This window comes from Parabacteroides sp. Y3-G-102 (assembly GCF_023656845.1).
Classification (GTDB): Bacteria; Bacteroidota; Bacteroidia; order Bacteroidales; family Tannerellaceae; genus Parabacteroides; species Parabacteroides distasonis.
This window is the reverse complement of the sequence record NZ_JAMOKU010000014.1, coordinates 42,049-68,630: the sequence shown is the minus strand read 5'-3', so window position 1 is coordinate 68,630 and position 26,582 is coordinate 42,049. Positions and strand designations below refer to the sequence as shown.

Here is a 26,582-nt window from a genome sequence, read left to right as displayed (position 1 = left end):
CGGATTATTATTTAAAATGCAGGGTAAAGGTGGAGCCTTTGCCGGGGACGCTTTCCACACGGGCTGTTCCTCCATGTTTACCCATCATGTCTTTTACGTAATATAATCCTAGGCCATAACCTTTCACGTTGTGGATATTCCCGCTGGGAACCCGGAAGAACTTGTCGAATATCTGCCGCTGGTTGGCTTCGCTGATACCCGGGCCGTTATCGGTTATGGAGATTGTCGTTTCGTGATCGTCTTGCCGGGCTGTCGCTTCGATGCGGCAAGGTTCCTTGTCGGCGTATTTGATCGCGTTATCGATAAGGTTGCTCAACATATTATATAGGTGGGTACGATCGGCCACCAATTCTATATCCTCGGGGATGGAGCAAGTAAACTCCACGGGTTTGCTCGCTTTCAGTTTGTATTGCTCGATGAGGGAGTTCACCAACTCGTTTAATGAGATGGTTTCGGGGCGCAAGCGGAAGGTACTGCGGTTCTCTACGGCGAGTGTCAAGATTTGTTCCACCAATCCGGTAAGATGGATAAGTTGGTCTTTAACGATCGTCAGGTATTTCTTCTGTTTCTCGTTGACGGGATCGCTAAAGTTCAATAATGCGTCTACGGCGGCATAGCTGACGCTGATCGGGGTTTTCAGCTCATGCGTCATATTGTTGGTGAAATCGGTCTTCAATTCTTCCACGGTCTTTTGCTTTAAGATGGTGCGGAGTAAGTATATGAAAGCGCAAATGATCAGCAAAAGCAATAGGAAGGAGGAGATCAGGATGCCTTTCATCTGGGTGAGTATCACGCTAGCCGGCGATTTGAGGAACAGGCGATATTGTAACGTGCTCTCGTTATGGAGCGGGTAATCGAAATGCACGGGGTTTTTCCACGTAGTGAATCGTTCTGGCTTGTCCAGATGCATCCAACCCTTCTCGTCCCCGTTGTTTGGTTTATAAATCGTTACCAGCTCATGTTCCGTTACGATATTTCTTGCCTCCAGTTCCGAGGTTAATAATTTGTTGTAGGTCTTGAAATCAATTGGTTTTATAGAATCTATATTCGCGTGCATCGCTTGCTGCACCATGTCCTCCACCTCGCCGATTACATATAGGTAATCCGTTAGGGTAGAGTCTATCGAGCTAAAGTCCTCCTCATCCCCGTAATCGATATGTAGTTTCATGTGTGAGTCGGGATTTGCCGTCTTGAAGATATCTTCCCGGTTAAGGTCAGGATCTTCTTTCTGCGGATGGATCGAAGCTTTTGCGTCCATCTTCTGCTTATTAGACGGATCTAGCTCTGAGCTGAAGTACACATCTTGGGTTTGAGGTCCCAGCGCTCCCTGTTCTTTTTTGATAGATCGGATGCGCAGGAACAACTCCTTATAGTCGGCGATCTTCATCGCTTCCTCTATATTGATCTCCATCTGTTTATATAATGTATCATATAAACCTTTCAGCCAGTATCCTTGGAAAACCAAAAGCCCGGCCAGCGATAGGACGATCAACAAAGCGATTAACTTAAAACGAAGTCTGATGTTCATGAAGTCTCTTTATGCTTATAATCGAATTGATCGCTAAAAATAGACAATTTTATTACATGAACTTTTAATACGCAAGATAAACTTTATGCGGGCGCTTGTAAATATTTACTAAGGATGCCCATCAACGCCCCAATATCAATCGGTTTAGCCAAATGATAATTCATGCCCGCTTTGATAGCGTTTGTCACGTCTTCGGAAAAAGCGTTGGCGGTCATGGCTATAATTGGCATATGTGCGATATCCCTTCGTTGGAGGGAACGAATCTGCCGGGTCGCCTCATAACCGTCCATGATAGGCATCTGGATATCCATCAGTATTATCTGGTAAAATCCTTCTTCCGATTGGGCGACTTTATGTACGGCGTCGAGCCCATTTATCGCCGTATCGATAGTGATACCGGTGCTGCCGATGATCTCTACGGCGATCTCACGATTTAACTCGTTATCCTCCACCAGCAAGATGCGCTTGCCGGAATAATCGACGTTTGATAACTTGAATGGGCGGATCGGTTCCGGCTGGTCTCCTTCGTCAAGGAAAGATCTCAATACTTGGAGTAGCTTGGACTTATAGAGAGGCTTGGTGATGAATCCATTGGCCTTAACCTCCTTAGCCTCTGCCTCATATTCCTCAAGATCGTATGCGGAGAGAATGATGATCGGTACGTCCGCTCCCACGAAACGTCTGATTTGCCGGGTTGTTTCAATGCCGTTCATTTGAGGCATCTTCAAGTCAATGATCACGGCGAAATACTCTTTCTCCGCTAAATGATGCTGTCGTACTTTTTCTATAGCTTCGCTACCTGAGTATACGCATTCACTGTTTATCCCGATCTCTTGCAAACAGCTAGACGTGTTTAGACAAGCGATCTTATCATCATCTACCACAAGAACCTCTAAACCTTCTACCTCTATCTTATCATCGGGCTTCTGATCCCGGCAAACCAATGGCATGTCGATGGTGAAGCGGGAACCTTTGCCATATTCACTCTCCACCTTGATATCTCCTCCCATCATCTGAATGATCTTATGGCTGATCGACATCCCGAGGCCAGTGCCTTGTATCCTCTTGATCTCATCATCGCTCGCACGCTCGAAAGGCTCGAAAATCTTATCCAGAAACTCCGGTTTCATACCTCTTCCGTTATCCTCAAACACGAATTGATAATTTCCGATGCCATTATGAGGGTCCTTCTCGTAGATCTCTATCGTGATTCGCCCATTCTCCGGCGTATACTTAATTGCGTTCGAGAGGATATTCATCAATACCTGCTTGATACGCTGCGTATCACCTTTTACATTCTCATGCCTCAGGTTCTTGACGTGTATATTTAAAGTTTGTTGTTTGTTTTTGATCTCCGGTTGCATCATAACGACCAAGTCTTGCAAGAGCTCACCCACATTGAACTCATCCTCCGAAAGAATTAACCTGCCACTTTCGATCTTGGACATATCGAGAACCTCATTAATCAGACTCAATAATAATTTAGAGGCTCCATTGATTTTTTCCATACAATCTAGTATTCTTTCATGTTCATCTACATGGGCTTTGGCTATAGTCGCCATTCCCATGATGGCGTTCATGGGTGTGCGGATATCGTGACTCATGCGGGCGAGAAAATCAGATTTGGCTTGGTTGGCTTGTTCCGCCGACTTTAGTGCTTCTTTAAGTTGCTTTGACTGTTTCTCCAGTTTCTTTTGCAACTCCCTCTGTTCGGTAATGTCGGTGATATTGATGTAAACGATAAGATAGATAGGCTCGTCGCCTTCCCAGCCGATACATTCCCCGTTCAACTGTAGCCAAGCGCCGTTGCCGTTTTTGTCTTTCGACTGGATAACGAAATGTACAGGTTCCCCTTTTAGCATACAGGAGATATGTGCGTTCATCGTATTACGGCTTGTTTCATCTAAACGGGAGAAAGGACTGAAAGATAAAAAAGAATTTTTATCGATACCAGAGAAGTCCATATATTTATCATTTGCCTCCAGCAATGTAAAACTGCCGTCTTTATGTACTTTATGCTTGGATATGAAGCCGGGGATATTATCATAAGTGATCGTTTGCTCGATCCGCCTTCGCATTACGTCCTCTACATCGGTCATTACCGTATAGGAGATAGGGATGCCGTCTTGTAGTTGGTCGGTAAACGTTGAGGTGATTTTAGTCCATCTTTTTCCTTTTCTCGTTGGCATCTGGATAACGGTTTCGTAACCGCTGGCTTTATTAGCTATCGTCTCGTAAACATTCTTGGATAATATATTCCAAGCTTCATCATAACCTTTAAAATACAAATCGGGTTTATTGTGGAAAAGAGCTTCATATTCTTCTTTGGGGTAACCTATCATATCGTAATAGAAGTCATTTGCCCATAAAAGTGTAAAATGCTCATCCAATAAATGTTTGCTAACGCTAGCTCCCGTAAGCCCCATCAATAAGTTGTATTCTAGATCCGTTTCCCGCCCTTCCATCATATGTCTTTTTATATTATCTTACAAAAGTAAAGATTCTCAAAGGGAATCTGCAAAATTCTTTATTGATAATATGTTCTATTTTTGCTTTCGGCTAGTCGGGAGTTCTCTGGTAACAAGAGTAGGTATACGATTTTCCCCTGTATTCTTGTGGAGTCATGCCTACATTTCGACGGAAGAACTTATTAAAGAACGATAGATTATTAAAGCCGAGGTCCATCGCTATGTTCTTGATTTCTCGGTTGGTCCCTTTCAACTGAGCCTTAGCGTCTATGATTATTGTTTGCGTGAGGATCTCTTGAGGAGTCTCTCCGATCGCTTTTTTGATGGATGTCGAGAAATAAGAGAACGTGAGGCCCAACTTCTCGGCATAAAACGATACGTTATGCTCTTTCGTATAGTATCTCAATACCATATTTAGGAACTCTTGATAGATTTGTAATGGACGTGTAAGTTCCTGTTTCTCTAATGGGTAATTTTTACTGTATATTTCTATGATACCTTGACTACACATCATGAAAATGGCCTTTATCATCTCTTTATTGTTCAAGATATCGGGATATACGGCATATTGATAGAGAAGCTCGTAGAAGTTCGTGATCAGGTTGGCCCTGTTTTGGGATATTTTTATAATCGGATACCTGTAAATCATCAGTAGATAACCCATCGTACTCTTGATAAAATTGGTGTAACACATAAAATCGAAAGAGAACGCTATGAAATAGATCAAGATGTCGGGGGATATCTCATGTATTTGTATGCGACTATTGGGCAATAGCGTTACAACATTGAGTTTCGAAGTGGTCAATTCTGACATATTGATAGTTGAGCGTATTTGCCCTTCCATGCAAAGGATAAAGACCCCAGCTTTTATCTTACAAGGAATATTTATAAACTCCTTGAGTTCATCGGCGGATATGTATTTACCAACCATAAAGTCCGTAGGTGAATCAAGGCAGAGGAACTGTTTATCCATATTGTAAGATTTTTGACGTCAAATATAAATATTAATTGAAACTCAAATGTTGTAAAAGGAAATATGGAACATATTATCCCAAAAAATAGTTAGCCAAGACTAAATAAGATCCTTTACACCCATAAACTTGAACGGTTGCGCCGGCTTAAAGTCTTGTGCGACCAGTCGCTACCATCCCGTTTGTTCCCGAATAAACTACTCTTGTACACATGATTTTCAACTTTTAATAGGTTATCTTCAAATATTTGATTGATATATCAACAGTTAGAACCTCTTAATGTTCAGTTTACGTTTTCGCGTCAAAGAGTACGGCGGCCTTGAAACCTTTTTCCTGCAATTCCCTTAGGTGAGATTTAGCATAAAGGATACCACTCATACTACTTTTCCGAAGGTGTTTTCTAGATTACCTTGTTCCTCTTTGTTGGGTTTGATAAATGGCGATAAGACTAAATAACATTCCTGATAAGACAAGGTAAGACTTCGTAAGTGAGTGGTAACATAGTTTCTTTTAAGAATACGTTTCTTTTGTATGAACGAAAAATGATAAAAACAAACCGATATGAAACGTACTATTTACTACATGATTTTATGCTTGCTGATGAGTCTCGGTGAGATTATGGCACAAGGTATTTCCGGGAAGGTGATGGATGGCAAGGAACAGCCGGTAGATGGAGTGGCGGTGATTTTACAGACCCTCGACTCTGTATATGTGGATGCCGTGGTTACCGATACGCTTGGGGATTTTCGATTGAATCATCCGCTAGACCAGTCGTATCGACTTATTTTCCAACACATCTTATATAATATGGTAGAGAAAGAGATAACTACCGCCAACGTAGGTACGGTGGTGCTGGAGGAGAAAGATTATCAGTTGGCCGAGATTACCGTAAAGGGAGAACGCCCGCAAGTGAAACTGGAGGGAGGCAAGCTGACGTATGATGTCCCTCAACTGATGAAGGATAAGACTGCCACGAACGCTTTTGAGATCATCAAGGACTTACCGGGGCTTATCGAGCGGAATGATAATCTGGAGCTGGTAGGGGCCAGTCGTTTGAATATAATCTTGAATGGGCAGTTGACGACAATGTCGGCAGATCAATTAATCCAGTTACTGAAAACTATGCCGGCCTCAAGGGTCGAAAAGGCTGAGGTGATGTATAACGCTCCAGCTAAATATAATGTCAAGGGGGCGTTACTCAATGTCGTATTGAGTAAGAATGAGTCCGAGACTCCTTCTTGGCAAGGTGAAACGGGTGTGGATTACACCCAATATCGCCATGCGGGGGGAGATGCGCATGTGAATTTACTTTATACGAATAAGGGCTTTAGCATAGATTTCCTGTTGAATGGTAATAAGAGACGGGATGTGATGGGGGAGGATATGTTGGCCCGCCATACATTAAATAGTGGTATGACGGAAATAAGCCAACATAATCGGGCCCTTGTCCATGTAAATAGAGGAACGGTTCGTCTGGGAATGGATTATACGTTCGCGAATGAGGATAAACTCTCTTTGGCATATTATCTGAAGGGAGATAAAGTCTTATCGGACCGTGATGCCTTTACCTCATATCTGGATCTGTCGAAGCCGGAAAATAAAAGTGAGAGTACGAGCTTGGTCCGTGATGACGGGCACTCCGCTATTCATAATATACGTTTACAATATGACGGACATGCCGGGATATCGGCAGGAGCGGATTTCACCCGTTATCATTCGCCCTCGGTACTTGATTACCAGGATACGAATACGAATGGTTCCCGGACTGATATGATAAATAATACGAGACAGGATGTATCCCGCTGGTCCGTATTCCTAAATAAGACACATAGTTTCGCTTCCGGGTGGGGATTGAATTACGGCGTGCATGGAGGTTACGCCTCGTCGAAAAACTATTCGGAGTATTTATATGAGCAAGGTGCTGGCTATGAGATGGACGAGGAAGCGTTGGAGGATAATACACAAAAGGAATACATCGCTGATATTTTCGCCGAGGTATCGAAAAGCTTCGGAGAGCGTTTCTCTGCTACGGTCGGGCTGAAAGGGGAGTATTTTAAGTCTGACTACGCCTCTAGCCGGGAAAATATGAACCTATGGAATGAGGGGGCGTTGTTTCCCACCGTATCCCTGAGCTATACGTTTTCTCCCCGACATATTTTACAATTCGATATAAGTAGCGATAAGACCTATCCCGGTTATTGGCAAGTCTCCCCGCAAGTAACGCCTCTAAACTCTTACTCGGAGGTGGCGGGAAATCCCTTGTTGAAACCTTATCGCACGTATGAGGGGCAGATGGTCTATATCTTCCGCCAAAAGTATATGCTGGTAGCGTTCTGTGAATACACGCCGGATTATTTCGCCCAACTTCCTTATCAAAGCGATACGGAACTGAAGACCGTTTTTCGTTTCGAGAATATGGATTATAGTCTGGAAGCGGGATTGGCGGTGATCATTCCTTTTAATGTGGGTCGTTTTTGGAATAGCCGCATCACACTGCGAGGTTGGAGGATGCAAGAGAAGAATGATAACTTCCACGGCATCTCATATAACCGTGAGGCTTATCTCGGGTTAGCGCATATGAGTAACACATTTAACCTATGTGATAAACCGAATTTAAAAATGACGATAGACGGCCAATACGTGACTCCCGGTGCCATCCAAGGTATATACGACTTGGGTTCCATGTATGAGATATCCGCTGGATTAAAATGGACTTTCTTGAATGACCGTGCCAGCTTGACACTTAAAGGAGACGATATTTTCGCCAGCAGCATTCCACGTACCATCAAGATAAACCAAGGCAATCAATGGAGCCGGATGAGGAAATTGAATGATGAGAGATGTCTGAAATTATCTTTTGTCTGGAAGTTTGGTGGTTACAAGGAGAGGGAACATGATTCGATAGACACATCTCGTTTCGGAAAATAATAGATGCCTTGTAGTTTCATCCTAATGAACTCTTTGTTTCAATAGGATGAAACTGGATGCTCTTCTAAAGGAAATCCTATATTGCTTTCGTACTCGCTTCTATCTGTTCCATTAGCAGGGTGATATTGCTCATGAATAGCTTGACGGAGATCGCCAGCAGGATGATACCGAAGAATTTACGGATCAGGTATATGCCGCCTTTCCCCAAGACTTTCTCTACCTTGCGTGTCATGCGGACAACAAAGTAGACCCATAGCATATTCAGTACCAAGGCTACGATAATATTCACGCTGGCATATTCCGCACGGAGCGATAATAAAGTGGTGAACGATCCCGCTCCGGCTAGCAACGGGAATACTAGCGGCACCAACGTAGCTTCCTTGATCGGCCCTTGGTTCTTGAAAATCTCTATGTCGAGAATCATCTCCAAAGATAGGAGGAAGATCACAAAAGCGCCGGCCACGGCAAACGACTCGATGTCCACATGGAAAAGCCTGAGTAATATATCCCCGGCGTAGAAGAACCCTAATAACAATAGAAAGGAGATTAGGGTTGCCTTCAACGCATTGACATCCTTGCCTTTATCCTTTAGCTCTATGATGATGGGAATAGCTCCGATTATATCGATAACAGCGAATAATACGATGAATGCGCTAAGTATTTGTTGGAAATTGAAATTTGTGAACATGACGTTATCCTCCTCTATTTTTTAATCCTCGTAAAGATACATATTTTTCCTTGAATTGGTCAATATGACGAAATTATTGGTGTGTGTAACTAATTTTAGCAGGCCTGAACTATCAACGTGTCAGAATTGTTCTTATATTAGAAGCAATAATCATTAAATCGAAAGGCCATGGGAGCAAAGAAGAATTTTGTGTTGGACACGAATGTCATATTACATGACTATAAGTGCATCGAGAACTTTCAGGAAAATGATATCTATCTACCCATCGTGGTATTAGAAGAGTTGGACAAGTTCAAGAAGGGGAGTGAGCAGATCAATTATAATGCCCGTGAGTTTGTTCGGGAGCTAGACTTATTGACCAGTAATGACCTGTTCTTGAAAGGCGCCTCACTAGGACCGGGAAAAGGTACACTCTATATCGTGACCGGTGATAAGTACCAGGAGAAAATAGCGCATTCTTTTCCGGATAAAACTCCAGATCACCGTATCTTGTCTTGTGCGTTGACGATCGCCGAGAAGAATCCGAAGATCAAGACAACCTTGGTCAGCAAGGATGTGAACCTTCGTATGAAGGCTCGTTCTTTGGGTATTCCCGTTGAGGATTATATCACGGATAAGGTCGTGAATGTAGATATTTTCGAGCGTGCGCAAGAGACCTATGAGAATATAGACCCCGATTTGATCGACAAGATCTACAGCTCTCCGGAAGGCGTGGACGCAGATTCGTTGGATATCAAGTCTAAGCTCGACCCGAACGAATGCTTTATCTTGAAAAGCGTACGTAATAGTGTATTGGCTCGCTACAATCCGTTTACGGATAAGATCAAGAAGGTGGATAAAGGCACGAACTTTGGTATCCAGCCCCGTAATGCCGAGCAGAGTTTCGCTTTCGAGGTGTTGAACGATCCGAATATCAAGCTGGTGGGGTTGACCGGAAAGGCCGGTACCGGAAAGACGTTGTTGGCGTTGGCCTCTGCCTTGAAACAAGCCGGCACGTATAAACAGATACTTTTGGCCCGTCCGATCGTCGCTTTGGCGAATAAGGATCTCGGTTTCCTTCCGGGTGACGAGAAGCAAAAGGTCGCTCCTTATATGCAACCTCTATTCGATAACCTGAACGTGATCAAGACTCAGTTTGCCCCGGGTAATCCCGATGTCCGTAAGATCGACGATATGCAGAAGAACAACCAGTTGGTGATCGAGGCGTTGGCCTTTATCCGGGGGCGTAGCTTGTCCGAGACTTATTGTATCATCGATGAGGCCCAGAACCTCACGCCGCATGAGATCAAGACGATTATCACCCGTGCGGGAGAGGGAACGAAGATGGTCTTCACGGGAGATATCCAACAGATTGACTCCCCGTATCTAGACGCCCAAAGTAATGGCTTGGCCTATATGATCGACAAGATGAAAGGACAGGACTTGTTCGCCCATATCAACTTGATAAAAGGCGAGCGAAGCGAGTTATCTGAATTGGCGTCAGATCTTTTGTAATTAAATATAGGGAATTGAAGATTAAAAATCAAGCTTCACGAAGCGTTTATTTTCAATCTTCAATTCTTAACGATTAATCGTTTACACTCGGGCAGACATAAATCTTCCGGAAACTACCTTTATAGGAAGGATCTCCCATATCTTTGATCTCATTCAGATGTTGTTTAAGATGGGCGGTTTCGCCGTGCTTTTGTAATTCCCCGTCGTTTTTCCAAGTCTCGGCGATAAAGAATTCGGTGCTATCGGTGAGGGACTGGTACATGCCATAGTCGATACATCCCGGTTCTAGCAACGTGCTTTCCTTGCATTTCAAGAATGATTCCTTTAAGGCGGAGACACATTCGGGTTTTACTTTCCGTTTGATATTCAGTACGACTTCCATGGATTCTTTATTGCTTCCTCCATTCGTGCAACCGGATAGAGCGATTAATACGCAGGTCATTGAGATAAACACTTTCTTCATGATAGATTGTTTTTAAGTATTTGATACGACAAAAGTAGTGAATTTTTGATCTAAACACAGGAATCGAACATCTGATATTAAATTATTGTTGTTAGTGGAAGTTGGAATGGATATATTTGTGATAATATTAATAGCTATTTATGTTAAATTTAAAACAAGAGTCATGAGAAAGAGTTTGTTGTATGTATTTGCCGTGATTTGCACGATGGGTTTTTTTACGGCATGTGGTGATGATGACGATTCAAGTTCTTCCGGTAACTGGCAAGATCTGTCGAAAACGTACGAGGGTAAGAGCGTTTATCTGGTAATGGGTGAAGTGACAATCCCTGTTGACGGTAAATCGGTCGTGATTGCCGCTTCCTCTGCGGAGAAGGCATCCGTAACCTTGAACAATATCATCCCCGAAAATAAGTCGGTCGCTATCGATGCCGCATTGAAGGAAGCGGACGGCACTTATACGTTTACCGGCGAGAGTACGGTTGGCGATTGCGTGGTATCGGTAAATGGTACGGTGAAAGGGGGCGTAGCTTCTGTTGTTTATACTCGTAAATTAACTTCTTCTATCGTAGGTAATTGGAGCTTGAAAGCGGGCGTGGAAGCTATCTATGCGAATATCGTTACCGGAAATTCTACGATCGATGATCTCGTGCGTATGATAAAGCCAGCTATCAGTAATTTGATTTGGGGCAAAGTAAGCGCTGTAAATGTTAACTTACCGGAAGATGGAATCTTCGATGTTTCTTGGAGACCTATAGGGGCTTCTGAGGATAAAGGAATCGGTGAGATCACAAAAATGGCAAGTATCCAATATTGTGTGGTAGACGGGAAATTTATGGTGGCTGTGGATAAAAATTATGTGACAGTCTTGACTACTTTATTACAACAGGCTGCTGGTGACAAATTGGAGGCCGCTGGTATCTCTATTGACGAGATCATGAAGCTTTTGGTTGATTTAGGAGGTTATTATGGTCTACCTCTTAACATGAAGGTGGATGGAAGTGAGGCTACTTTTTATGCGGATAAGGATTTAATCGTACCGGTTTTGACCATGATAGCTCCTATCTTGAAACCGATGGTTCCGGAGAATTATCAGCAAATGGTAGATATGGTATTGCAACTACTTCTGAACGCAAAAACGTTAGAGTTTGGGCTTAATTTCACGAAATAATTGAAAATCCTAGGTTGTAGAGACGGAGTACACCCCGTCTCTACAACTGGATGAAATTTGGCAGAGTTATACCAATATAGGAGTTAATCAATTACCTTGGTGCTTTCTGATATAAGAATATCGCTATAAATGTATAAACTATATTCGGTATCCAGGCCGCTACGGCAGGACTCACATAACCATTAATAGCGAAGGTGGAAGTAACCGTCATAAACAGGATGTAAGAAAAACTCAACGCCAATCCGATACCAATATTCATACCCATACCTCCCTTTATTTTCCGGGAAGACAACGACGCTCCGATAGAAGTCAAGATAAACGCCGCCATGATCGTGGCGAAGCGCTTATGATACTCGATCTGGAAGGTCTGTATATTCCCGATACCTCTTTTTTTCTGCCGGTTGATATACGTATTCAGTTCAGGCGTTGTCATCGTCTCGCAATCATTCACGGAAATCAGGAAGTCCGAGGGCACGATGGTCAAAGTCGTATCCTTACGGGAGCCTTGGGAAATATGTTCCCGCATGCCATCGAAATCACGGATCATATAATCGATAACGGTCCATTGATAAAGCGAGTCGTATTTGATCGACTTGGCGGTCAGACGGGAGATCAATTTTTTATCCTCGAAATGCTCCAGAGAGAAACGGTATCCCATGTTCGAGCGAGCGTCATAGCTATCGAAATAAGCGATAACACCCGGCTCGATCTCCAATTGGGCGTTCTTCACGTAATCCACCTTCTTGTTACGGATATATTTGTTCTGGAAATCGATACGAGTCTCATTCGCCGGGGGAATGATGTAAGCGTTCAGGATAAACGTCACGATAGCGATAATCGTAGCCGAGACCGCATAAGGAAGCATTAACCTACGGAAACTCATACCGCTGGCAAGCATCGCTATGATCTCCGAACGATCCGCTAGCTTCGACGTGAAAAAGATCACGGCGATAAATGTGAACAACGGACTGAACAAATTGGCGAAATAGGGGATAAAGTTCAAGTAATAATCCACGATGATCGCTTTTAAGGGGACATCCGGATTCAAGAACTTATCGATCTTCTCGTTTATATCGAAAACGACGGAGATAGAGATAATCAAGGCGATAGCGAACACGTACGTGCCCAGAAACTGCTTGATGATATACCAATCGATCCGTTTTAGTTTAAATTTCATCTGTCTCGTTTTTTATAACCGGTTCGCTAATTGACGGACCATACCACTTTTCCATGTAGTAAAATCGCCAGCGATGATATGTGCCCTCGCTTCTTTCACCAACCATAGGTAGAAGGCGAGGTTATGGATAGAAGCGATCTGTAAGCCAAGCATTTCTTTCGCCTTGATCAAGTGGTGCAGATAAGCCTTGCTATATAAGGTATCCACGTAGGAATGTCCATCCGGATCGACCGGCGAGAAATCGTTCTCCCATTTCTTGTTACGCATATTGATAGTACCGAAACGCGTGAAAAGTTGGCCGTTGCGCCCGTTGCGGGTTGGCATGATACAGTCGAACATATCGATGCCTCGTTCGATCCCTTCCAGTAAATTGATCGGGGTACCTACGCCCATCAAGTAACGAGGTTTATCTTTCGGTAAGATATCGTTTACGACCTCGATCATCTCATACATCTTATCGGTAGGCTCGCCAACGGCCAGTCCCCCGATAGCGTTTCCATCGGCGCCTTTTCGGGCCACGTTCTCCGCCGCCCTCTGCCGCAAGTCCGTATAGACGCATCCCTGTACGATCGGGAAGAGACTTTGCCGGTAGCCGTATTTCGGCTCCGTGCTGTTGAAGCGGGCGAAACAACGATCCAGCCAACGCTCGGTCAGGCCCAGTGATTGCTTGGCGTAATTGTAGTCGGCATCTCCCGGGCAACACTCATCGAAGGCCATGATGATATCCGCACCGATAGAGCGTTCGATATCCATCACCTTCTCCGGCGTGAACATATGCTTGGAGCCGTCGAGATGCGAGCGGAACTCGGCTCCCTCTTCATGCAGCTTACGATTGTCGGAAAGAGAGAATACCTGAAACCCCCCGCTATCGGTCAATATCGGGCGATCCCATGTATTAAACTTATGCAAGCCTCCGGCCTGCTCCAAGATCTGGATACCGGGACGAAGATACAGATGGTACGTATTCCCCAAAATGATTTGTGCCTTGGTATCTTCCTTTAGCTCGGTCATATGTACACCCTTTACCGTACCTTGCGTACCCACGGGCATAAAAATAGGCGTCTCGATTACCCCGTGATCGGTGGTAATCAAGCCCGCCCTAGCGTTCGATTTCGTATCGTTATACTGTAATTCAAATGTCATGTATCAAAAATTTGTGACAAAGGTAGCATTTTTCTCTTAGAATCCGAAGTCATCTATTTCTACCTTTTTCACCTCTTCCTCTTTAGGCTTCTCCACGAACTTGTGTACTTCGTTCGCCTTGATGATGATCGCTCTCATCGGGCGTACGGGACAGATCGATTCGCAGCCGCCGCAACCGATGCAAAGATCCGGGTTTACTTGCGGGATGGTCAGCGTGCCCTCGTAAGGAACCATATGCACGGCTTGGGTAGGGCAGTGCTCCGAGCAAGCCCCGCAGTCCGTCCCCTCCGTCTTTACGATACAACGGTTGATGAAGAAGGTGGCGATGCCCACTTGCGTAGTAGCTTTCTCTTCCTTGGTAAGCGGCTTTATAGCGTGCGTGGGGCAGACCTCCGAGCAGACCGTGCATTCGTAGTTGCAATAACTGTCGATGTAAGCGACACGGGGTTTCAGCATATAATCAAAGCCGTACTCCAGTCCCGTGGGACGTAGTACATGACTCGGGCATTGAGTCACGCAAATCTGGCATCCGGTACATACATCCTTGAAACGCTCTAAGCTGATCGCTCCCGGCGGTACGATAGGGGGCCATTTCTTGCCGTGCTTACCTTGCCCGTGCCGCCCTTTGCCATGCCCTTTTTCCATTCCTTGGGCAATGGTGGATACGATCGGGAGGGAGACTGCGACGGTAGCCCCTGCCGAGAGAAATGTACGGCGGCTGTTCGGAGCGGTAGCCTGTTGGATCACGTCCGTTTGTGTGCGAGCTGTTTCGGCTTCTTTCTTGAAGGAAGGCTTGAAACGGTATTGCAATCCTCCTTTAGCGCACGAGGACACGCAGTTGAAGCAATCTACGCAACGGGAGGTATCTACGGTGAGGTTCTTGCTGTCGATCGCCTCCGCCTTACAAGTATGCTCGCAATTACCACAATGCGTACAGGCTTCTTTGTCAAAGGAGATCCGGAAAAACGAATACCGGGAGATCAGGCTCAACAGCGTTCCTACCGGGCAAAGCGTATTGCAGAACAACCTTCCCCGGAATACGACCATGATGATGAATACGAGTAGCGCAACCAAAGCAGATATCACGCCGAATACCGTCACGTTGCTGATCGTGACGTGATAAAGCGTATAGTTATCCATCTGTGCCAATCCGTCGGCCAGCAGGTTATTGACCCACATGACGACCGGACGGAACAGGTTGTTCGCTATACGGCCGAAGTTACTGTACGGATCTAGCAACGTACATAATTCGATCATCCCGAAAACAGCCAATACGAATGTAAGCCCGAGAATAGAGTACCGTAAGATATTCATAGGCTTATGATAGCTGAACCTGCGTACTCCTTTCTTTTTCTTCTTTCCGATACAGAAAACCCGGTTGATAATATCTTGCAATACGCCCGCCGGGCAAATGACCGAGCAATAGATCCGGCCGAACAATAAAGCCAATACGAATTGGAAGACCACCAACCCCGCCATTCCCCCTAAAATAGCGGGCATGATCTGGAGATGCAACAACGTGTGCAGGTTGTCCGGCAATACATCGGCGAAATCAACGAAGAATAAAAGTATGGGTGCGAAAATGAGGATTGCGAGTACGACCCGCAATCCTTTTAGGTAATTAGGCTTCTTCATCCTCGATTATATCTTAATACGTTTGATCGTGACATTATCCAGATTCGTCGTACCCAGCTTTAAAGCCTCGCCTTTACCGATATGACCTACGGCGGCCATATCCAGCTTCTTCACTTGGTTGAACAGGCGAAGGGCAGCGGTGTCGATAGCGACGATATTGGTGGAGGCGATCAAGGATTTCAAGGTAGCCACATCGGCTGCGCTCTTTCCTTGCGGGCCGTTTTGGTGCATGATACGATAAGCGTCCACGATGTTCAATACCGGTTTCTTTTGCCAAGTGCAAATATCGGCGATGCATTGTTGCAAATCATTTTGATGGAAGAAACGGCGATCCCATACGATTCCCATATAGTTCTTCATGGCGCAAGTCATCTTCGCCCCACCATGGTTCTTCAATACGGGGACGTTGATCCATGCGTCAGCCTCGATCAGGGCCTCATGGATCTTAGCGCTTTTCAGGTTCACGCCACCCGGGATGGATACTTCCTTGAAATATTTCTCATCGTTGGCAGGCATGATGATACCTCCGGCCTCTTTTACGGCCTCGGCGATCCCGCTCGTCTCGTAGCATTTCTGCCAGTTATCGCAGGTGTGGTCGAATACGGTCACTTTAGAGGCGCCGGCCTCCAAGCATTTCTTGACCAAGGCTTTCACTAATTGGGGGTTCGTATTACCGGCCAATTCAGGAGAGCGGTCCCAACCGATATTCGGCTTGATCACGATCTTTTGTCCTTTCTTTACGAAGTTTCCGATACCGCCAAGGGCTTCCAAGGCTTTATCTAGCATCACCTCCGGCTCTCCACCCATAACGGCTACCATATCGGGAGCCTTCTCTACGGCTACGGTGTTCGTGGAAAGGGCCGCTTGCAGACCTTCAAAATTTAAGGATAGAGCCGCGCTAGCGATGACACTGGTCTTTAAAAAATCACGACGTTTCATAATTGTATACTATATTGGTTTATACTTGATTTACGGTACGGTCTTTTTTACTCGCTTGTTATTCCGAACAAAGATAATGATTATTTTGATATGCGAGTCAACTCCTTTTACAAAGTAGAACTGCTTTTTACTGCAACCCGGGTTGCAGTGATCTTGCGTAATAAGATAAATTCTTGTCGGAAGGCATATCGGTTCTGATAATATTTTTCTACCTTGCGAGGCAAAAAACAGATTGTATGGTTTTATATTGTAGAGTATCATTGAACACTTTTGTCGAAAGCTTTCGGACTACCTCGGGGCCTGATTCCTTTTTCACGCTTCCGGCGAAGGGGTTGATGCATATCGTGCCGCAAGAGGAGATCGAGTATGGGCTTTCCTTGCTTAGGGAGTCTATCGGCTTGTATGAGGAACGCAAAGGGATACCTGTGGAAAAGAGCAAGAAAGCGATGCCCTTTTTCAGACAGGACAGCCGGATGCTGGTGGGGCCGGAGATAGGCATGTACGTGATCCCTTTGTATGAGGAACCCGGTGAGCCGGCCCAGTCTGCCGAGCCTTCTCTGGTCCTTGAGCTGGACTATCAGTCGTTGGGCGAGCTTTGCCTGTTCGAGAATTATTCCCTGTTGTCCTGCAAGTATGAGAAGGAGCCTATCTTGAACCATTTTACGGCACAATTGGAAAAGGAATACGATACCTTCTTTTTTGATGAGGAGCACACGGGCTTTACGCCTGATTCCCGCTTTTTCTCGATGCTGTGTAACGCCTGTCTGGAGGTGAAGCAGCCTTCCTCGGTGGGGGATAAGGAATGGCGGTTGGCCTCGCTGCAAGCTACGGATGAGGTGCTCTATCGTTATGAGCATGGAAACTTGATCCCATACATTCCGGTATCGCTGCCGGTAGACTGCCTGAAACGGGTTTATCTGGAAGATTTCCGGCGGCGTCCCTTATTATTCGGGACTTTGAACGGTTTCTTGAAAAGCAAGGGACTTCCCGCCGAACAATTACTAAACTTATCATAAGGAATGAAGACAGTATCAAATCAAGAACTAACGATCCGTGTCTCCGAACATGGAGCGGAGTTGAGTAGTATCGTAGCGAACGCTACGGGAAAGGAGTATCTCTGGCAAGCGGACCCCGCTTTCTGGAAACGTCATTCCCCGGTATTGTTCCCGATCGTCGGGAGCGTATGGAAGGCCGAGTATCGGAACGAGGGAACCGTGTATCCGCTGTCGCAGCACGGCTTTGCACGGGATATGGATTTTACGTTGATCGATGAGGCGGAGAACGAGTTGCGTTTCGCGCTGGAAAGTACCCCGGACACGCTGAGAGCCTATCCGTTCCCTTTCCTTTTGGAGATCGGGTATCGTTTGGAGGGCAATAAGGTGGAGGTGCTTTGGCGTGTGAAGAATACGGGAGATAAGACGATGCATTTCCAGATTGGCGCTCATCCGGCTTTCCTGTACCCGAATTATGAGGTGGATCAACCGGATCGGGGGTATTTTGCTTTCGATGTGAAAAAAGATCTCGTATACCGTGCGCTGGTGGAAAAAGGGTACGTAGGGGACGTGGTTCGTCCGGTACCTTTGGATGTGGACGGCTTGCTACCGTTGAATATCCATACGTTCGATATCGATACGTTTATCTTGGAGGACAGCCAGATTAAGCGGGTGGACTTATTGGATGTGGAGAAACGTCCGTACCTTTCGCTCACCTTTACGGCTCCGGTGGTAGGCTTATGGTCTCCGCCTACGAGAAACGCTCCGTTTGTCTGTATCGAACCTTGGTATGGGCGTTGCGACCGGGTGGATTATACGGGTGAGTATAAAGACCGGGATTGGGTATGGCATTTGGAACCGGGAGAGGTCTTCGATGCCTCCTATACGATAGAGATAGCGGGGGCTTGATCGCTTCGTTGATATTTGCCGTAGGCAGACGACGCTGATTATATCGTGATCGTCTGCCTATGTTTTGTTTTAGATGTTGGCTATTTTATTTAATAGCTCCATCTTCCCGAATAAGATCAGTAGATCATCCGCCTCGATCACCAATTCCTCGGTGATGCGGCTGATAACCTTGTATTCTGTCTGTGTGAGCCCGATCAGGTTCTTTTTCTCGTAAGGGCGTTCGATCGCTATCAGATGGATACCGAAATTCTCCTCGAAATCGATGTTCTTGATGGTTTGCCCGACAAGAGTGGCCGGTGTCTTGATCTTATAGAGATGTTCCGTATCGGTTACTTTATACCAATGCCGGAACAGGCCGCCTAAAGACGCTTGGGAGGTATACATCGTAGAGAAATCCTCTTCCGGTGTGATAATCTCGCTTACCCCGATCGCACGGATCACAGTCTCATGGATCGATGAGATCGCCCGCACGATCAGTTTGCCCGCATCCAGACTCTTCAATAAAGCGACGGTCTGAACGGAAGTCCCGAAATCCTTACCGAATGTTACGATAATGGCATCCATCTCGCTCAATGGCAGGGTGCTCAATGCCTCTTTGTCCGTGGAGTCCAAGGCGATCGCCCCCGCTATGTCGTTCTTTAGCATATCGACACGATGCAGATCCATGTCTACGCCGATCACCTCATTGCCGACACGTGTCAAGTCCTTCGCTATCGCACGTCCTAAATTCCCTAATCCGATTACTAAATATTTCATGCTATCTTATTTTTACATTAATATATTTTCTTGTGGATATGTATAGTCCTTTTTCGTGTATTCCTTGCAGAAACTTACGAGGAAGGCCAATACCCCGATACGTCCGACCAGCATCGTGCTGATAATGATGATTTTCCCGATAGGGGTGAGGTGAGGGGTATAATCGATACTCAAGCCTACGGTACTCAAGGCGGAAACAACCTCGAACAATAGGGAGAACAGCGGCGCCCCTTTTTCCGTATAGGATAATACCCACGTAGCGATCGCCACCCACATGAAGTACATCATGATGATAGCGAATGCCCGGCGGATAGCGAATGGGGCGATCTCCCGTTTTCTCACTTCCACTTTATCTTTCTCACGTGCGGCGTTCAAGGTCGTAACCAGAGCTACGAAAACGGTGGTCACTTTCAAGCCGCCGCCGGTGGACATAGGGGCGGCTCCGATTACCATAAGGATCAACGTCAGCATTAAGGTCGGAGGGGCCAATGTAGCCATATCCGCTACGTTGAATCCTGCCGTTCTAGGCGTGACGGCGCCTAAGAACGCATTTGCCAGTTTCCCCCGCAGGGGAAGGTCGCCCAAGGTATTGTCATACTCGAAAAAGAGGTAGAAAGCCGTTCCGGTAATTAACAGGATCAAGGTAGATATAACAACAATGTACGTATGTACATTAATAATACGGGGCGTATGGATATAATGCTTTTGCTTACCGATCAATATCTTGATACCATTCATCAGCAAGTGATGCAAGAGTTTCAGGTAATTGAAGACGATCGGGAAGCCCAAGCCTCCGAATATAATCAGCATGGCTATCCAGAAATGGAGGTTGTACTTATCCGCCACTAACGGATCGTACATATTGCCGCTCAAGGTAGAGATCCCTGCGTTACAAAAAGCGGACACGGCATGAAACATTGCGTAGAATAATTCCTGCTGCGTACCTCCCGGCAGGCTTCCCCGTACGTCCATATAAATAAAATAGGCGCCGATCCCCTCGATAAACAAGGTCACGAAAAGAATGTTTAAGATGACCCGGAACAACCCTCCCGTCCGATCCTCGTTCAACATATCTTTCAGCATCATCTTGCTCGTAAAAGAGGATTTCCCCATGAAGGAGAGGGCGAAGAAAGAGGTAAATGTCATGACCCCGATACCGCCGATCTGTATTAAAATCATGATGATAATATGCCCGATATGCGTGAAACTAGTGGCTACGTCGACGGTGGTTAGTCCGGTTACGCATACCGAGGTCGTGGAGATAAACAAAGCGTCGATAAACGGAATCCGGTGCGTAGTGGCGTTCGGCAACGATAGCAACCCGGCCCCGACCAATATCACGAACACGAAACTGAGCAAGAAAAGCAACGAGGGCTTGATCCGTGTCTGCATCAGCGTGAACGTCTGCCGGGATAAGTGAATCGTGCTAAGCAGCAATAATAAGACATATACGAAGAGAGGTTTCGTAAGGAAAGACAAATAAGGCAAAGAGTGCGCTATGGCATCCTTGAAAAATATCTTGCTGGATAATACGGCGAATAAAAGGAAATAGATGCTGATATCGAGATACAACATTTTCTCCTGTATGATTTCTTGGAACCTCACCACGTACCGGAGTGTTATGCCCGTGAAAAAAGCTAGCAGGATGAATGGGCGGGAGCGCTCTAGGATATGGACGGAATCGGGTGTCTGTACAAAGCCGAATTGGTAGATCAATACGAAGAAAGAGGCTAAGGAGGCGAGTAGGATAATCGCTTCCGCTATCCCGTTCAATAATCCCTTCATTTTACCCCAATAAATCAGCCAAGAGAAGTATATGTTTTTTAGATTCATGTCCGATGTTTTATAAATATAACAAATGTAGGAAATAAAAGTTAGAGGTACGTGAAAGCGCCTTCATTATTTGTTCTCATACTAATTGTTTTACTTACATTATGTGTTGTATAGCATATTGTATGATGTACGATACTGAAATATCAGAAAAATAATCAATTAGGAGGTGCAAAAAAGACCTTTTGTAATTGCTTTGTTTAGAAAAATACTTATATTTGCGCAAATCTAATTACTGATATCATGGATACACAAAACGAGAATAGAGAGATGCTTTCCCCCTATGTTTCCGTAGACTGCGTTCTTCTCGGCATCAATGATGACAAGCTCACCGTGCTGTTGGCGGAGCGGAAAAGTGAGGAAGGCGAGTTGATCGGCTATAAATTACCCGGCAGCCTGATCTATGAGAACGAGGATTTAGATGACGCCGCCTATCGGATACTGAATGATTCGACCGGCTTGAAGCGTGTCCAATTGAAACAATTCCGTTGTTTCGGTTCTCCCGCCCGTACCTCGAACCGGTTGGACGTGATGTGGCTGGAGGCGACTTCCAAGGTGAAGATCGGACGGTTGATCACGGTCGCTTATCTCGCCTTGTGCAAGAATAGCAGGAAGACGTGTCCGGCCGATAAATCCGACTCGATCCGTTGGTGCCCTATCGACGATCTTCCTCGCTTGCCATTCGATCATAAAGAGATTATCGAGGCTGCCATACAGGAGATCCGTAATTGGGTAGAGAAGGAACCCGCCATCATTTTCGACTATATGCCGATGAAGTTCACGGCGTTCCAGCTCAGGCGCACGTACGAGGTGATCTATAACCGTGAGATGGACGTGCGTAATTTTCATAAGAAGATGAATTCCTTGGATTACGTGGTACCCACGGAGGATATGCAAGATGGGGTCGCCCATCGTGCCGCCCGGTATTATCGGTTTGATAAGGTGAAATATAATCAACAACGTTCGAAGTTTAATAAGATATAAAACCATACGATTATGTGTTTGTTAGGATGTGATATTGGAAGTTCTTCCATCAAGGTCTCTATCGTCGATGAGGAGACCGGGTTAACAATAGGTGCGGATTTTTATCCCAAAGAAGAGGCCCCGATCAAGGCGTTGCGTCCGGGGTGGGCGGAGCAAAATCCGGAGGATTGGTGGTCGTACGTGAAGATCGCTATGAAAGGTGCCATGAGCAAGGCGAAGGTGAAAGGCGAGGATATCAAGGCGATCGGTATCTCGTACCAGATGCATGGCTTGGTGGTGGTGGACAAGAAGATGGAGGTGCTTCGTCCATCTATTATCTGGTGCGATAGCCGTGCTGTTCCTTATGGCGAGCGTGCGTTTAAGAATATAGGCGAGAAGCGATGCCTTTCCCACCTATTGAACTCGCCGGGTAATTTTACCGCTTCTAAGCTGGCTTGGATCAAGGAGTACGAGCCGGATATCTACGACCGTATCCATAAGATCATGTTGCCGGGAGATTTCATCGCTATGCGCCTGACGGGGGATATCGTGACTACGGTTTCCGGTTTGTCGGAGGGGATTTTCTGGGACTTCAAGAATAATGCCTTATCGGAGGATTTGATGAATTATTATGGATTCAGTAAGGATCTGATTGCCGATATCCGTCCGACGTTCGGTTTGCAGGGCGAGGTTACCGCCTCGGTCGCGGCCGAGTTGGGACTGAAGAAAGGTACGCCGGTTACCTATCGTGCGGGCGACCAACCGAATAACGCATTATCATTGAATGTATTGAATCCGGGCGAGATAGCGGCTACCGGCGGGACTTCCGGAGTGGTGTATGGTGTGAACGGCAAGGTGAATTACGATACGCTTTCCCGTGTGAATACGTTCGCCCACGTGAACCATACGACGGAGCAGACCCGCTTGGGTGTCTTGTTGTGCATCAACGGGGTCGGTATCCTTAATTCTTGGATCAAACGGAATATAGCGCCGGAAGGCATCAACTATAATGAGTTGAATGATTTGGCGGCTACGGTTCCCATCGGCTGCGATGGTCTTTCGATCTTGCCGTTCGGAAACGGGGCGGAGCGTATGTTGCAGAATAAGCAGATCGATTGCTCGGTTCATGGATTGAACTTCAACATACATACCAAGGCCCATATGGCTAGGGCGGCGCAAGAAGGTATCGTGTTCGCCTTTAAATACGGTATGGATATCATGAATGAGATGGGGATCGATATTCAGGTAATCCGTGCGGGGAACGCGAACTTGTTCTTAAGCCCGATCTTCCGGGATGCCTTGGCGGGCGTGACGGGTACGGTGATCGAATTGTATGATACGAATGGCGCGGTAGGCGCGGCCAAGGGTGCCGGTATTGGCGCCGGTATCTACAAGAACGCGGAAGAAGCGTTCGCTTCCTTGAAGAAGATCAACGTGATCGAGCCGGACGGTTTCAAGGCGAATGCTTATTGCGGGGCGTTCGAGATTTGGAAGGAACGATTGGAACAATCTATTTAACGGCTGAATTATTTACATTTTTAATATATATTATTATGAGTTACTTTAAAGGAGAGAAAGAATTTTTCCCGGGAATCGGACAGATTCAGTTTGAGGGACGTGAGTCAAAAAATCCGTTGGCATTTCATTATTATGACGCGGATAAGGTAGTTATGGGTAAAACACTAAAGGATCATTTGCGCTTCGCTATGGCTTATTGGCATACCTTATGTGCTGAGGGAGGTGATCAGTTTGGTGGTGGAACAAAATCATTCCCTTGGAATGACAGTGCGGACGCTATCACCCGTGCGAAGTACAAGATGGACGCCGCTTTCGAGTTTATGACCAAATGTAATATTCCTTACTATTGCTTCCACGACGTGGACGTGGTGGACGAGGCTCCTACGCTAAGCGAGTTCGAGAAACGTTTGCAGACGATGGTGGAACATGCCAAGGAGCATCAAGCCGCTACCGGAAAGAAGCTTCTATGGTCTACCGCAAACGTCTTCAGCAATAAGCGTTATATGAACGGCGCCGCTACGAACCCTTATTTCCCGACCGTGGCATGCGCCGGCACGCAGATCAAGAACGCTATCGACGCTTGTATCGCTTTAGGGGGCGAGAACTACGTGTTCTGGGGCGGCCGTGAGGGTTATATGAGCCTATTGAACACGAACATGAAACGAGAGAAGGATCATTTAGCCATGATGTTGACGATGGCCCGTGATTATGGCCGTAAGAACGGTTTCAAGGGTACGTTCCTGATCGAGCCGAAACCGATGGAACCGACGAAACATCAATATGACGTGGATTCGGAGACCGTGATCGGTTTCCTTCGCCATTATGGATTGGACAAGGATTTCGCCTTGAATATCGAGGTAAACCACGCTACCTTGGCCGGACATACATTCGAGCATGAGTTGCAAGCCGCCGCCGATGCCGGCATGTTGTGCAGTATTGACGCGAACCGTGGCGATTACCAGAATGGTTGGGATACGGATCAATTCCCGATGGATATCTATGAGCTGGCACAGGCTTGGCTGGTCATCCTTGAGGGAGGTGGCTTGACTACCGGAGGTACGAACTTCGACGCCAAGACCCGCCGTAATTCTACGGACTTGGAGGATATCTTCATCGCTCATATCGGTGGTATGGACGCTTTCGCCCGTGCCTTGATGATCGCCGCCGATATCCTTGAGCACTCAGATTACCGCAAGATGCGTGCCGAGCGCTACGCTAGTTTCGATGCCGGTGAGGGCAAGGCATTCGAGGATGGCAAGCTTACGCTGGAAGATCTTCGTACGATCGCTTTGCGTGACGGCGAGCCGAAACAGATCAGCGGTAAGCAGGAGTTATACGAGATGATTGTAAATCTGCACATCTAAATAATTGAAAATTGAGAATTGAAAATTGAAAATTATCGTGCGTAAGCCCTAGTTTTCAGCTCTCAATTCTCGGTTTTTCACTTATAAATCTATTCCATGAAAAATAACAACACTTATATTTTCGCTCTAACCTTGGTTGCTACCTTGGGAGGTTTACTGTTCGGGTATGACACGGCGGTGATCTCCGGTACGGTGGAATCTTTGCGTAAGTTTTTCATCGAGCCGCAAGGATTTCCGTTGGATCAGGCGAACGCTTTGGAGGGCTTCGTGGTAAGTAGTGCGTTGATCGGATGTATCCTCGGCGCCTCGTTCGCCGGGTGGATCAGCCAGCGTTACGGCAGGAAGCCTACGTTGATACTGGCCGCTATCCTTTTCTTGCTTTCCGCTATCGGCTCGGCTTGGCCGGAGCTGTTTATCGGCATGCCCGGAAGTGGCGATCATACGTTTATGTATGCGTTCGTGGCTTATCGTATTCTGGGAGGTATCGGTGTGGGGCTGGCCTCCATGGTATCGCCGATGTATATCGCCGAGGTGGCTCCGGCCGATCGCCGGGGGAATCTGGTGGCATGGAACCAGTTTGCCATTATCTTTGGTATGCTGGTGGTATATTTCGTGAATTATACGATCGCCCTTCAAGGAGATGCCGCTTGGCTGAATACGATCGGCTGGCGTTGGATGTTCGCTTCCGAGATTATTCCGGCGGTATTGTTCCTCTCGTTCTTGATGTTCGTGCCGGAGACGCCTCGTTATCTCGTGATGCGTGGGCGTACGGAGAAGGCGTTGGGCGTCTTGAGCCATTTGATGGATCAGGCGGACGCTGGCCGTGAGCTGGAGGATATACGGAATAGTTTCAAGGAGAAAGCTCCGTCGATGAAGCCTTACTTCCGGTTTATGGGGACTTGGCTGGCGCTGTTCTTGGCCGGCTACGGGTTGTTGTCGTGGGCAGGTAATACGAATGCGTTGGAGATCGCCTTGTTGGCTAGTTTCTGTATCGCCTTGCTGTTCCCGATCCGGTCGTTTGGCGTGCTGATCATCTTGGTGGGCGTGTTGCTCTCCGGTTTCCAGCAATTCGTGGGGATCAACGTGGTGCTTTACTATGCCCCGGAGATCTTCAAGACGATGGGAGCGGCCACGGACGCCGCCCTTTTGCAACAGATCGTGGTAGGGGCGGTGAACCTGTCGTTTACCGTATTGGCTATTTTCACGGTGGATAAGTTCGGACGCCGTCCGTTGATGATTATCGGGGCGCTCGTCATGGCGGTATCTATGTTGATCTTGGGAACTACTTTCTATACGCGTTCGGTGGGTATGGGATCATTGGTCTGCATGCTGGTTTATACGGCGGGATTCGCTATGTCGTGGGGCCCGGTCTGCTGGGTGCTGCTGGCCGAGATCTTCCCGAACTCGATCCGCTCCACGGTGATGAGTATCGCCGTAGCGGCGCAGTGGATTGCCAACTTCTTGGTATCATGGACATTCCCAATGCTGGATAAGAATCAATACTTGACCGATACGTTCAATCACGGTATGGCCTATTGGATCTATGGCGTGATGGGTATATTGGCGGCGTTGTTCATCTGGAAATTTGTCCCCGAGACGAAAGGAAAGACGCTGGAGGAGATGGAAGGTTATTGGGAACGGTAACCAA

At 46.5% G+C, this 26,582-nt stretch carries 20 protein-coding genes and 1 pseudogene; 9 read left to right on the top strand and 12 right to left on the bottom strand.

The annotated features are described in order from the left end of the window. Positions 1–7 precede the first annotated feature (7 nt). From NBH16_RS08935 to NBH16_RS23390, 4 genes and pseudogenes are all read right to left on the bottom strand, one after another. Positions 8–1,528, bottom strand: coding sequence for a sensor histidine kinase (locus NBH16_RS08935; protein ID WP_008779740.1), 1,521 nt, complete (start codon positions 1,526–1,528; stop codon positions 8–10). 83 nt (positions 1,529–1,611) lie between these two features. Beyond that, the gene (locus tag NBH16_RS08930) at positions 1,612–3,993 is read right to left on the bottom strand and encodes a hybrid sensor histidine kinase/response regulator (RefSeq protein WP_195400585.1); all 2,382 of its coding nucleotides are present in this window, start codon (positions 3,991–3,993) and stop codon (positions 1,612–1,614) included. 94 nt (positions 3,994–4,087) lie between these two features. Continuing rightward, on the bottom strand, positions 4,088–4,969 hold the full coding sequence (locus tag NBH16_RS08925; protein ID WP_195473793.1) for a helix-turn-helix domain-containing protein: 882 nt from the start codon (positions 4,967–4,969) through the stop codon (positions 4,088–4,090). 295 nt (positions 4,970–5,264) lie between these two features. Continuing rightward, positions 5,265–5,345 (bottom strand): annotated as a pseudogene (locus NBH16_RS23390) (cysteine hydrolase); the annotation flags it as partial. A gap of 183 nt (positions 5,346–5,528) precedes the next feature. On the opposite strand from NBH16_RS23390, the gene NBH16_RS08920 reads away from it, so the two are divergent. Continuing rightward, positions 5,529–7,895, top strand: coding sequence for an outer membrane beta-barrel family protein (locus NBH16_RS08920; RefSeq protein WP_087344920.1), 2,367 nt, complete (start codon positions 5,529–5,531; stop codon positions 7,893–7,895). Positions 7,896–7,971: 76 nt separating this feature from the next. Here NBH16_RS08920 and NBH16_RS08915 read toward each other — a convergent pair whose 3' ends face one another. Further along, entirely contained in the window at positions 7,972–8,583 is a 612-nt protein-coding gene (locus NBH16_RS08915; protein ID WP_250788393.1) for a MarC family protein, read from the bottom strand. A 168-nt stretch (positions 8,584–8,751) separates the two neighbouring features. Here NBH16_RS08915 and NBH16_RS08910 point away from each other — a divergent pair, with 168 nt between their 5' ends. Continuing rightward, positions 8,752–10,077, top strand: a complete 1,326-nt coding sequence (locus NBH16_RS08910; RefSeq protein ID WP_005857480.1) for a PhoH family protein — start codon at positions 8,752–8,754, stop codon at positions 10,075–10,077. Between the two features lie 73 nt (positions 10,078–10,150). Here the strand turns inward: NBH16_RS08910 and NBH16_RS08905 are convergent, their stop codons facing one another. Further along, on the bottom strand, positions 10,151–10,540 hold the full coding sequence (locus NBH16_RS08905; protein ID WP_009275077.1) for a putative quinol monooxygenase: 390 nt from the start codon (positions 10,538–10,540) through the stop codon (positions 10,151–10,153). A 163-nt stretch (positions 10,541–10,703) separates the two neighbouring features. On the opposite strand from NBH16_RS08905, the gene NBH16_RS08900 reads away from it, so the two are divergent. After that, on the top strand, positions 10,704–11,708 hold the full coding sequence (locus NBH16_RS08900) for a DUF4925 domain-containing protein (protein ID WP_250788392.1): 1,005 nt from the start codon (positions 10,704–10,706) through the stop codon (positions 11,706–11,708). Positions 11,709–11,799: 91 nt separating this feature from the next. On the opposite strand, the gene NBH16_RS08895 is transcribed toward NBH16_RS08900, so the two are convergent. Genes NBH16_RS08895 through NBH16_RS08880 form a run of 4 tightly spaced genes read right to left on the bottom strand, consistent with a single transcriptional unit; the run spans position 11,800 to position 16,602 of the window. Continuing rightward, positions 11,800–12,885, bottom strand: coding sequence for an LptF/LptG family permease (locus NBH16_RS08895; RefSeq protein ID WP_005857475.1), 1,086 nt, complete (start codon positions 12,883–12,885; stop codon positions 11,800–11,802). Positions 12,886–12,897: 12 nt separating this feature from the next. Next, positions 12,898–14,028, bottom strand: coding sequence for a tRNA guanosine(34) transglycosylase Tgt (tgt, locus tag NBH16_RS08890; RefSeq protein ID WP_005857473.1), 1,131 nt, complete (start codon positions 14,026–14,028; stop codon positions 12,898–12,900). 36 nt (positions 14,029–14,064) lie between these two features. Continuing rightward, the gene (locus NBH16_RS08885; protein WP_250788391.1) at positions 14,065–15,663 is read right to left on the bottom strand and encodes a 4Fe-4S dicluster domain-containing protein; all 1,599 of its coding nucleotides are present in this window, start codon (positions 15,661–15,663) and stop codon (positions 14,065–14,067) included. 6 nt (positions 15,664–15,669) lie between these two features. After that, positions 15,670–16,602 (bottom strand): DUF362 domain-containing protein, encoded by a 933-nt coding sequence (locus NBH16_RS08880; RefSeq protein ID WP_211738074.1) that lies wholly within the window; start codon positions 16,600–16,602, stop codon positions 15,670–15,672. A 236-nt stretch (positions 16,603–16,838) separates the two neighbouring features. Between NBH16_RS08880 and NBH16_RS08875 the strand changes: the two genes are divergently transcribed. After that, positions 16,839–17,618, top strand: coding sequence for a hypothetical protein (locus NBH16_RS08875; protein ID WP_211738072.1), 780 nt, complete (start codon positions 16,839–16,841; stop codon positions 17,616–17,618). A 3-nt stretch (positions 17,619–17,621) separates the two neighbouring features. Beyond that, positions 17,622–18,503, top strand: a complete 882-nt coding sequence (locus tag NBH16_RS08870) for an aldose 1-epimerase family protein (protein ID WP_211738070.1) — start codon at positions 17,622–17,624, stop codon at positions 18,501–18,503. A gap of 69 nt (positions 18,504–18,572) precedes the next feature. Here NBH16_RS08870 and NBH16_RS08865 read toward each other — a convergent pair whose 3' ends face one another. Together NBH16_RS08865 and NBH16_RS08860 are read right to left on the bottom strand one after the other, a co-directional pair. Beyond that, on the bottom strand, positions 18,573–19,259 hold the full coding sequence (locus tag NBH16_RS08865) for a potassium channel family protein (RefSeq protein ID WP_008772362.1): 687 nt from the start codon (positions 19,257–19,259) through the stop codon (positions 18,573–18,575). 12 nt (positions 19,260–19,271) lie between these two features. Continuing rightward, a complete protein-coding gene (locus NBH16_RS08860) occupies positions 19,272–21,092 on the bottom strand; it encodes a TrkH family potassium uptake protein (protein WP_005857461.1) in 1,821 nt (606 codons plus the stop codon). A gap of 240 nt (positions 21,093–21,332) precedes the next feature. Here NBH16_RS08860 and NBH16_RS08855 point away from each other — a divergent pair, with 240 nt between their 5' ends. From NBH16_RS08855 to xylE, 4 genes are all read left to right on the top strand, one after another. Continuing rightward, on the top strand, positions 21,333–22,073 hold the full coding sequence (locus NBH16_RS08855) for an NUDIX hydrolase (protein WP_005862814.1): 741 nt from the start codon (positions 21,333–21,335) through the stop codon (positions 22,071–22,073). A gap of 12 nt (positions 22,074–22,085) precedes the next feature. Then, a complete protein-coding gene (locus NBH16_RS08850; protein ID WP_008779753.1) occupies positions 22,086–23,570 on the top strand; it encodes a xylulokinase in 1,485 nt (494 codons plus the stop codon). A 35-nt stretch (positions 23,571–23,605) separates the two neighbouring features. Beyond that, the gene (gene xylA / locus NBH16_RS08845) at positions 23,606–24,934 is read left to right on the top strand and encodes a xylose isomerase (protein WP_008779754.1); all 1,329 of its coding nucleotides are present in this window, start codon (positions 23,606–23,608) and stop codon (positions 24,932–24,934) included. Positions 24,935–25,030: 96 nt separating this feature from the next. Next, the gene (gene xylE / locus NBH16_RS08840; RefSeq protein ID WP_158532536.1) at positions 25,031–26,578 is read left to right on the top strand and encodes a D-xylose transporter XylE; all 1,548 of its coding nucleotides are present in this window, start codon (positions 25,031–25,033) and stop codon (positions 26,576–26,578) included. The last annotated feature ends 4 nt before the right edge of the window (positions 26,579–26,582 follow it).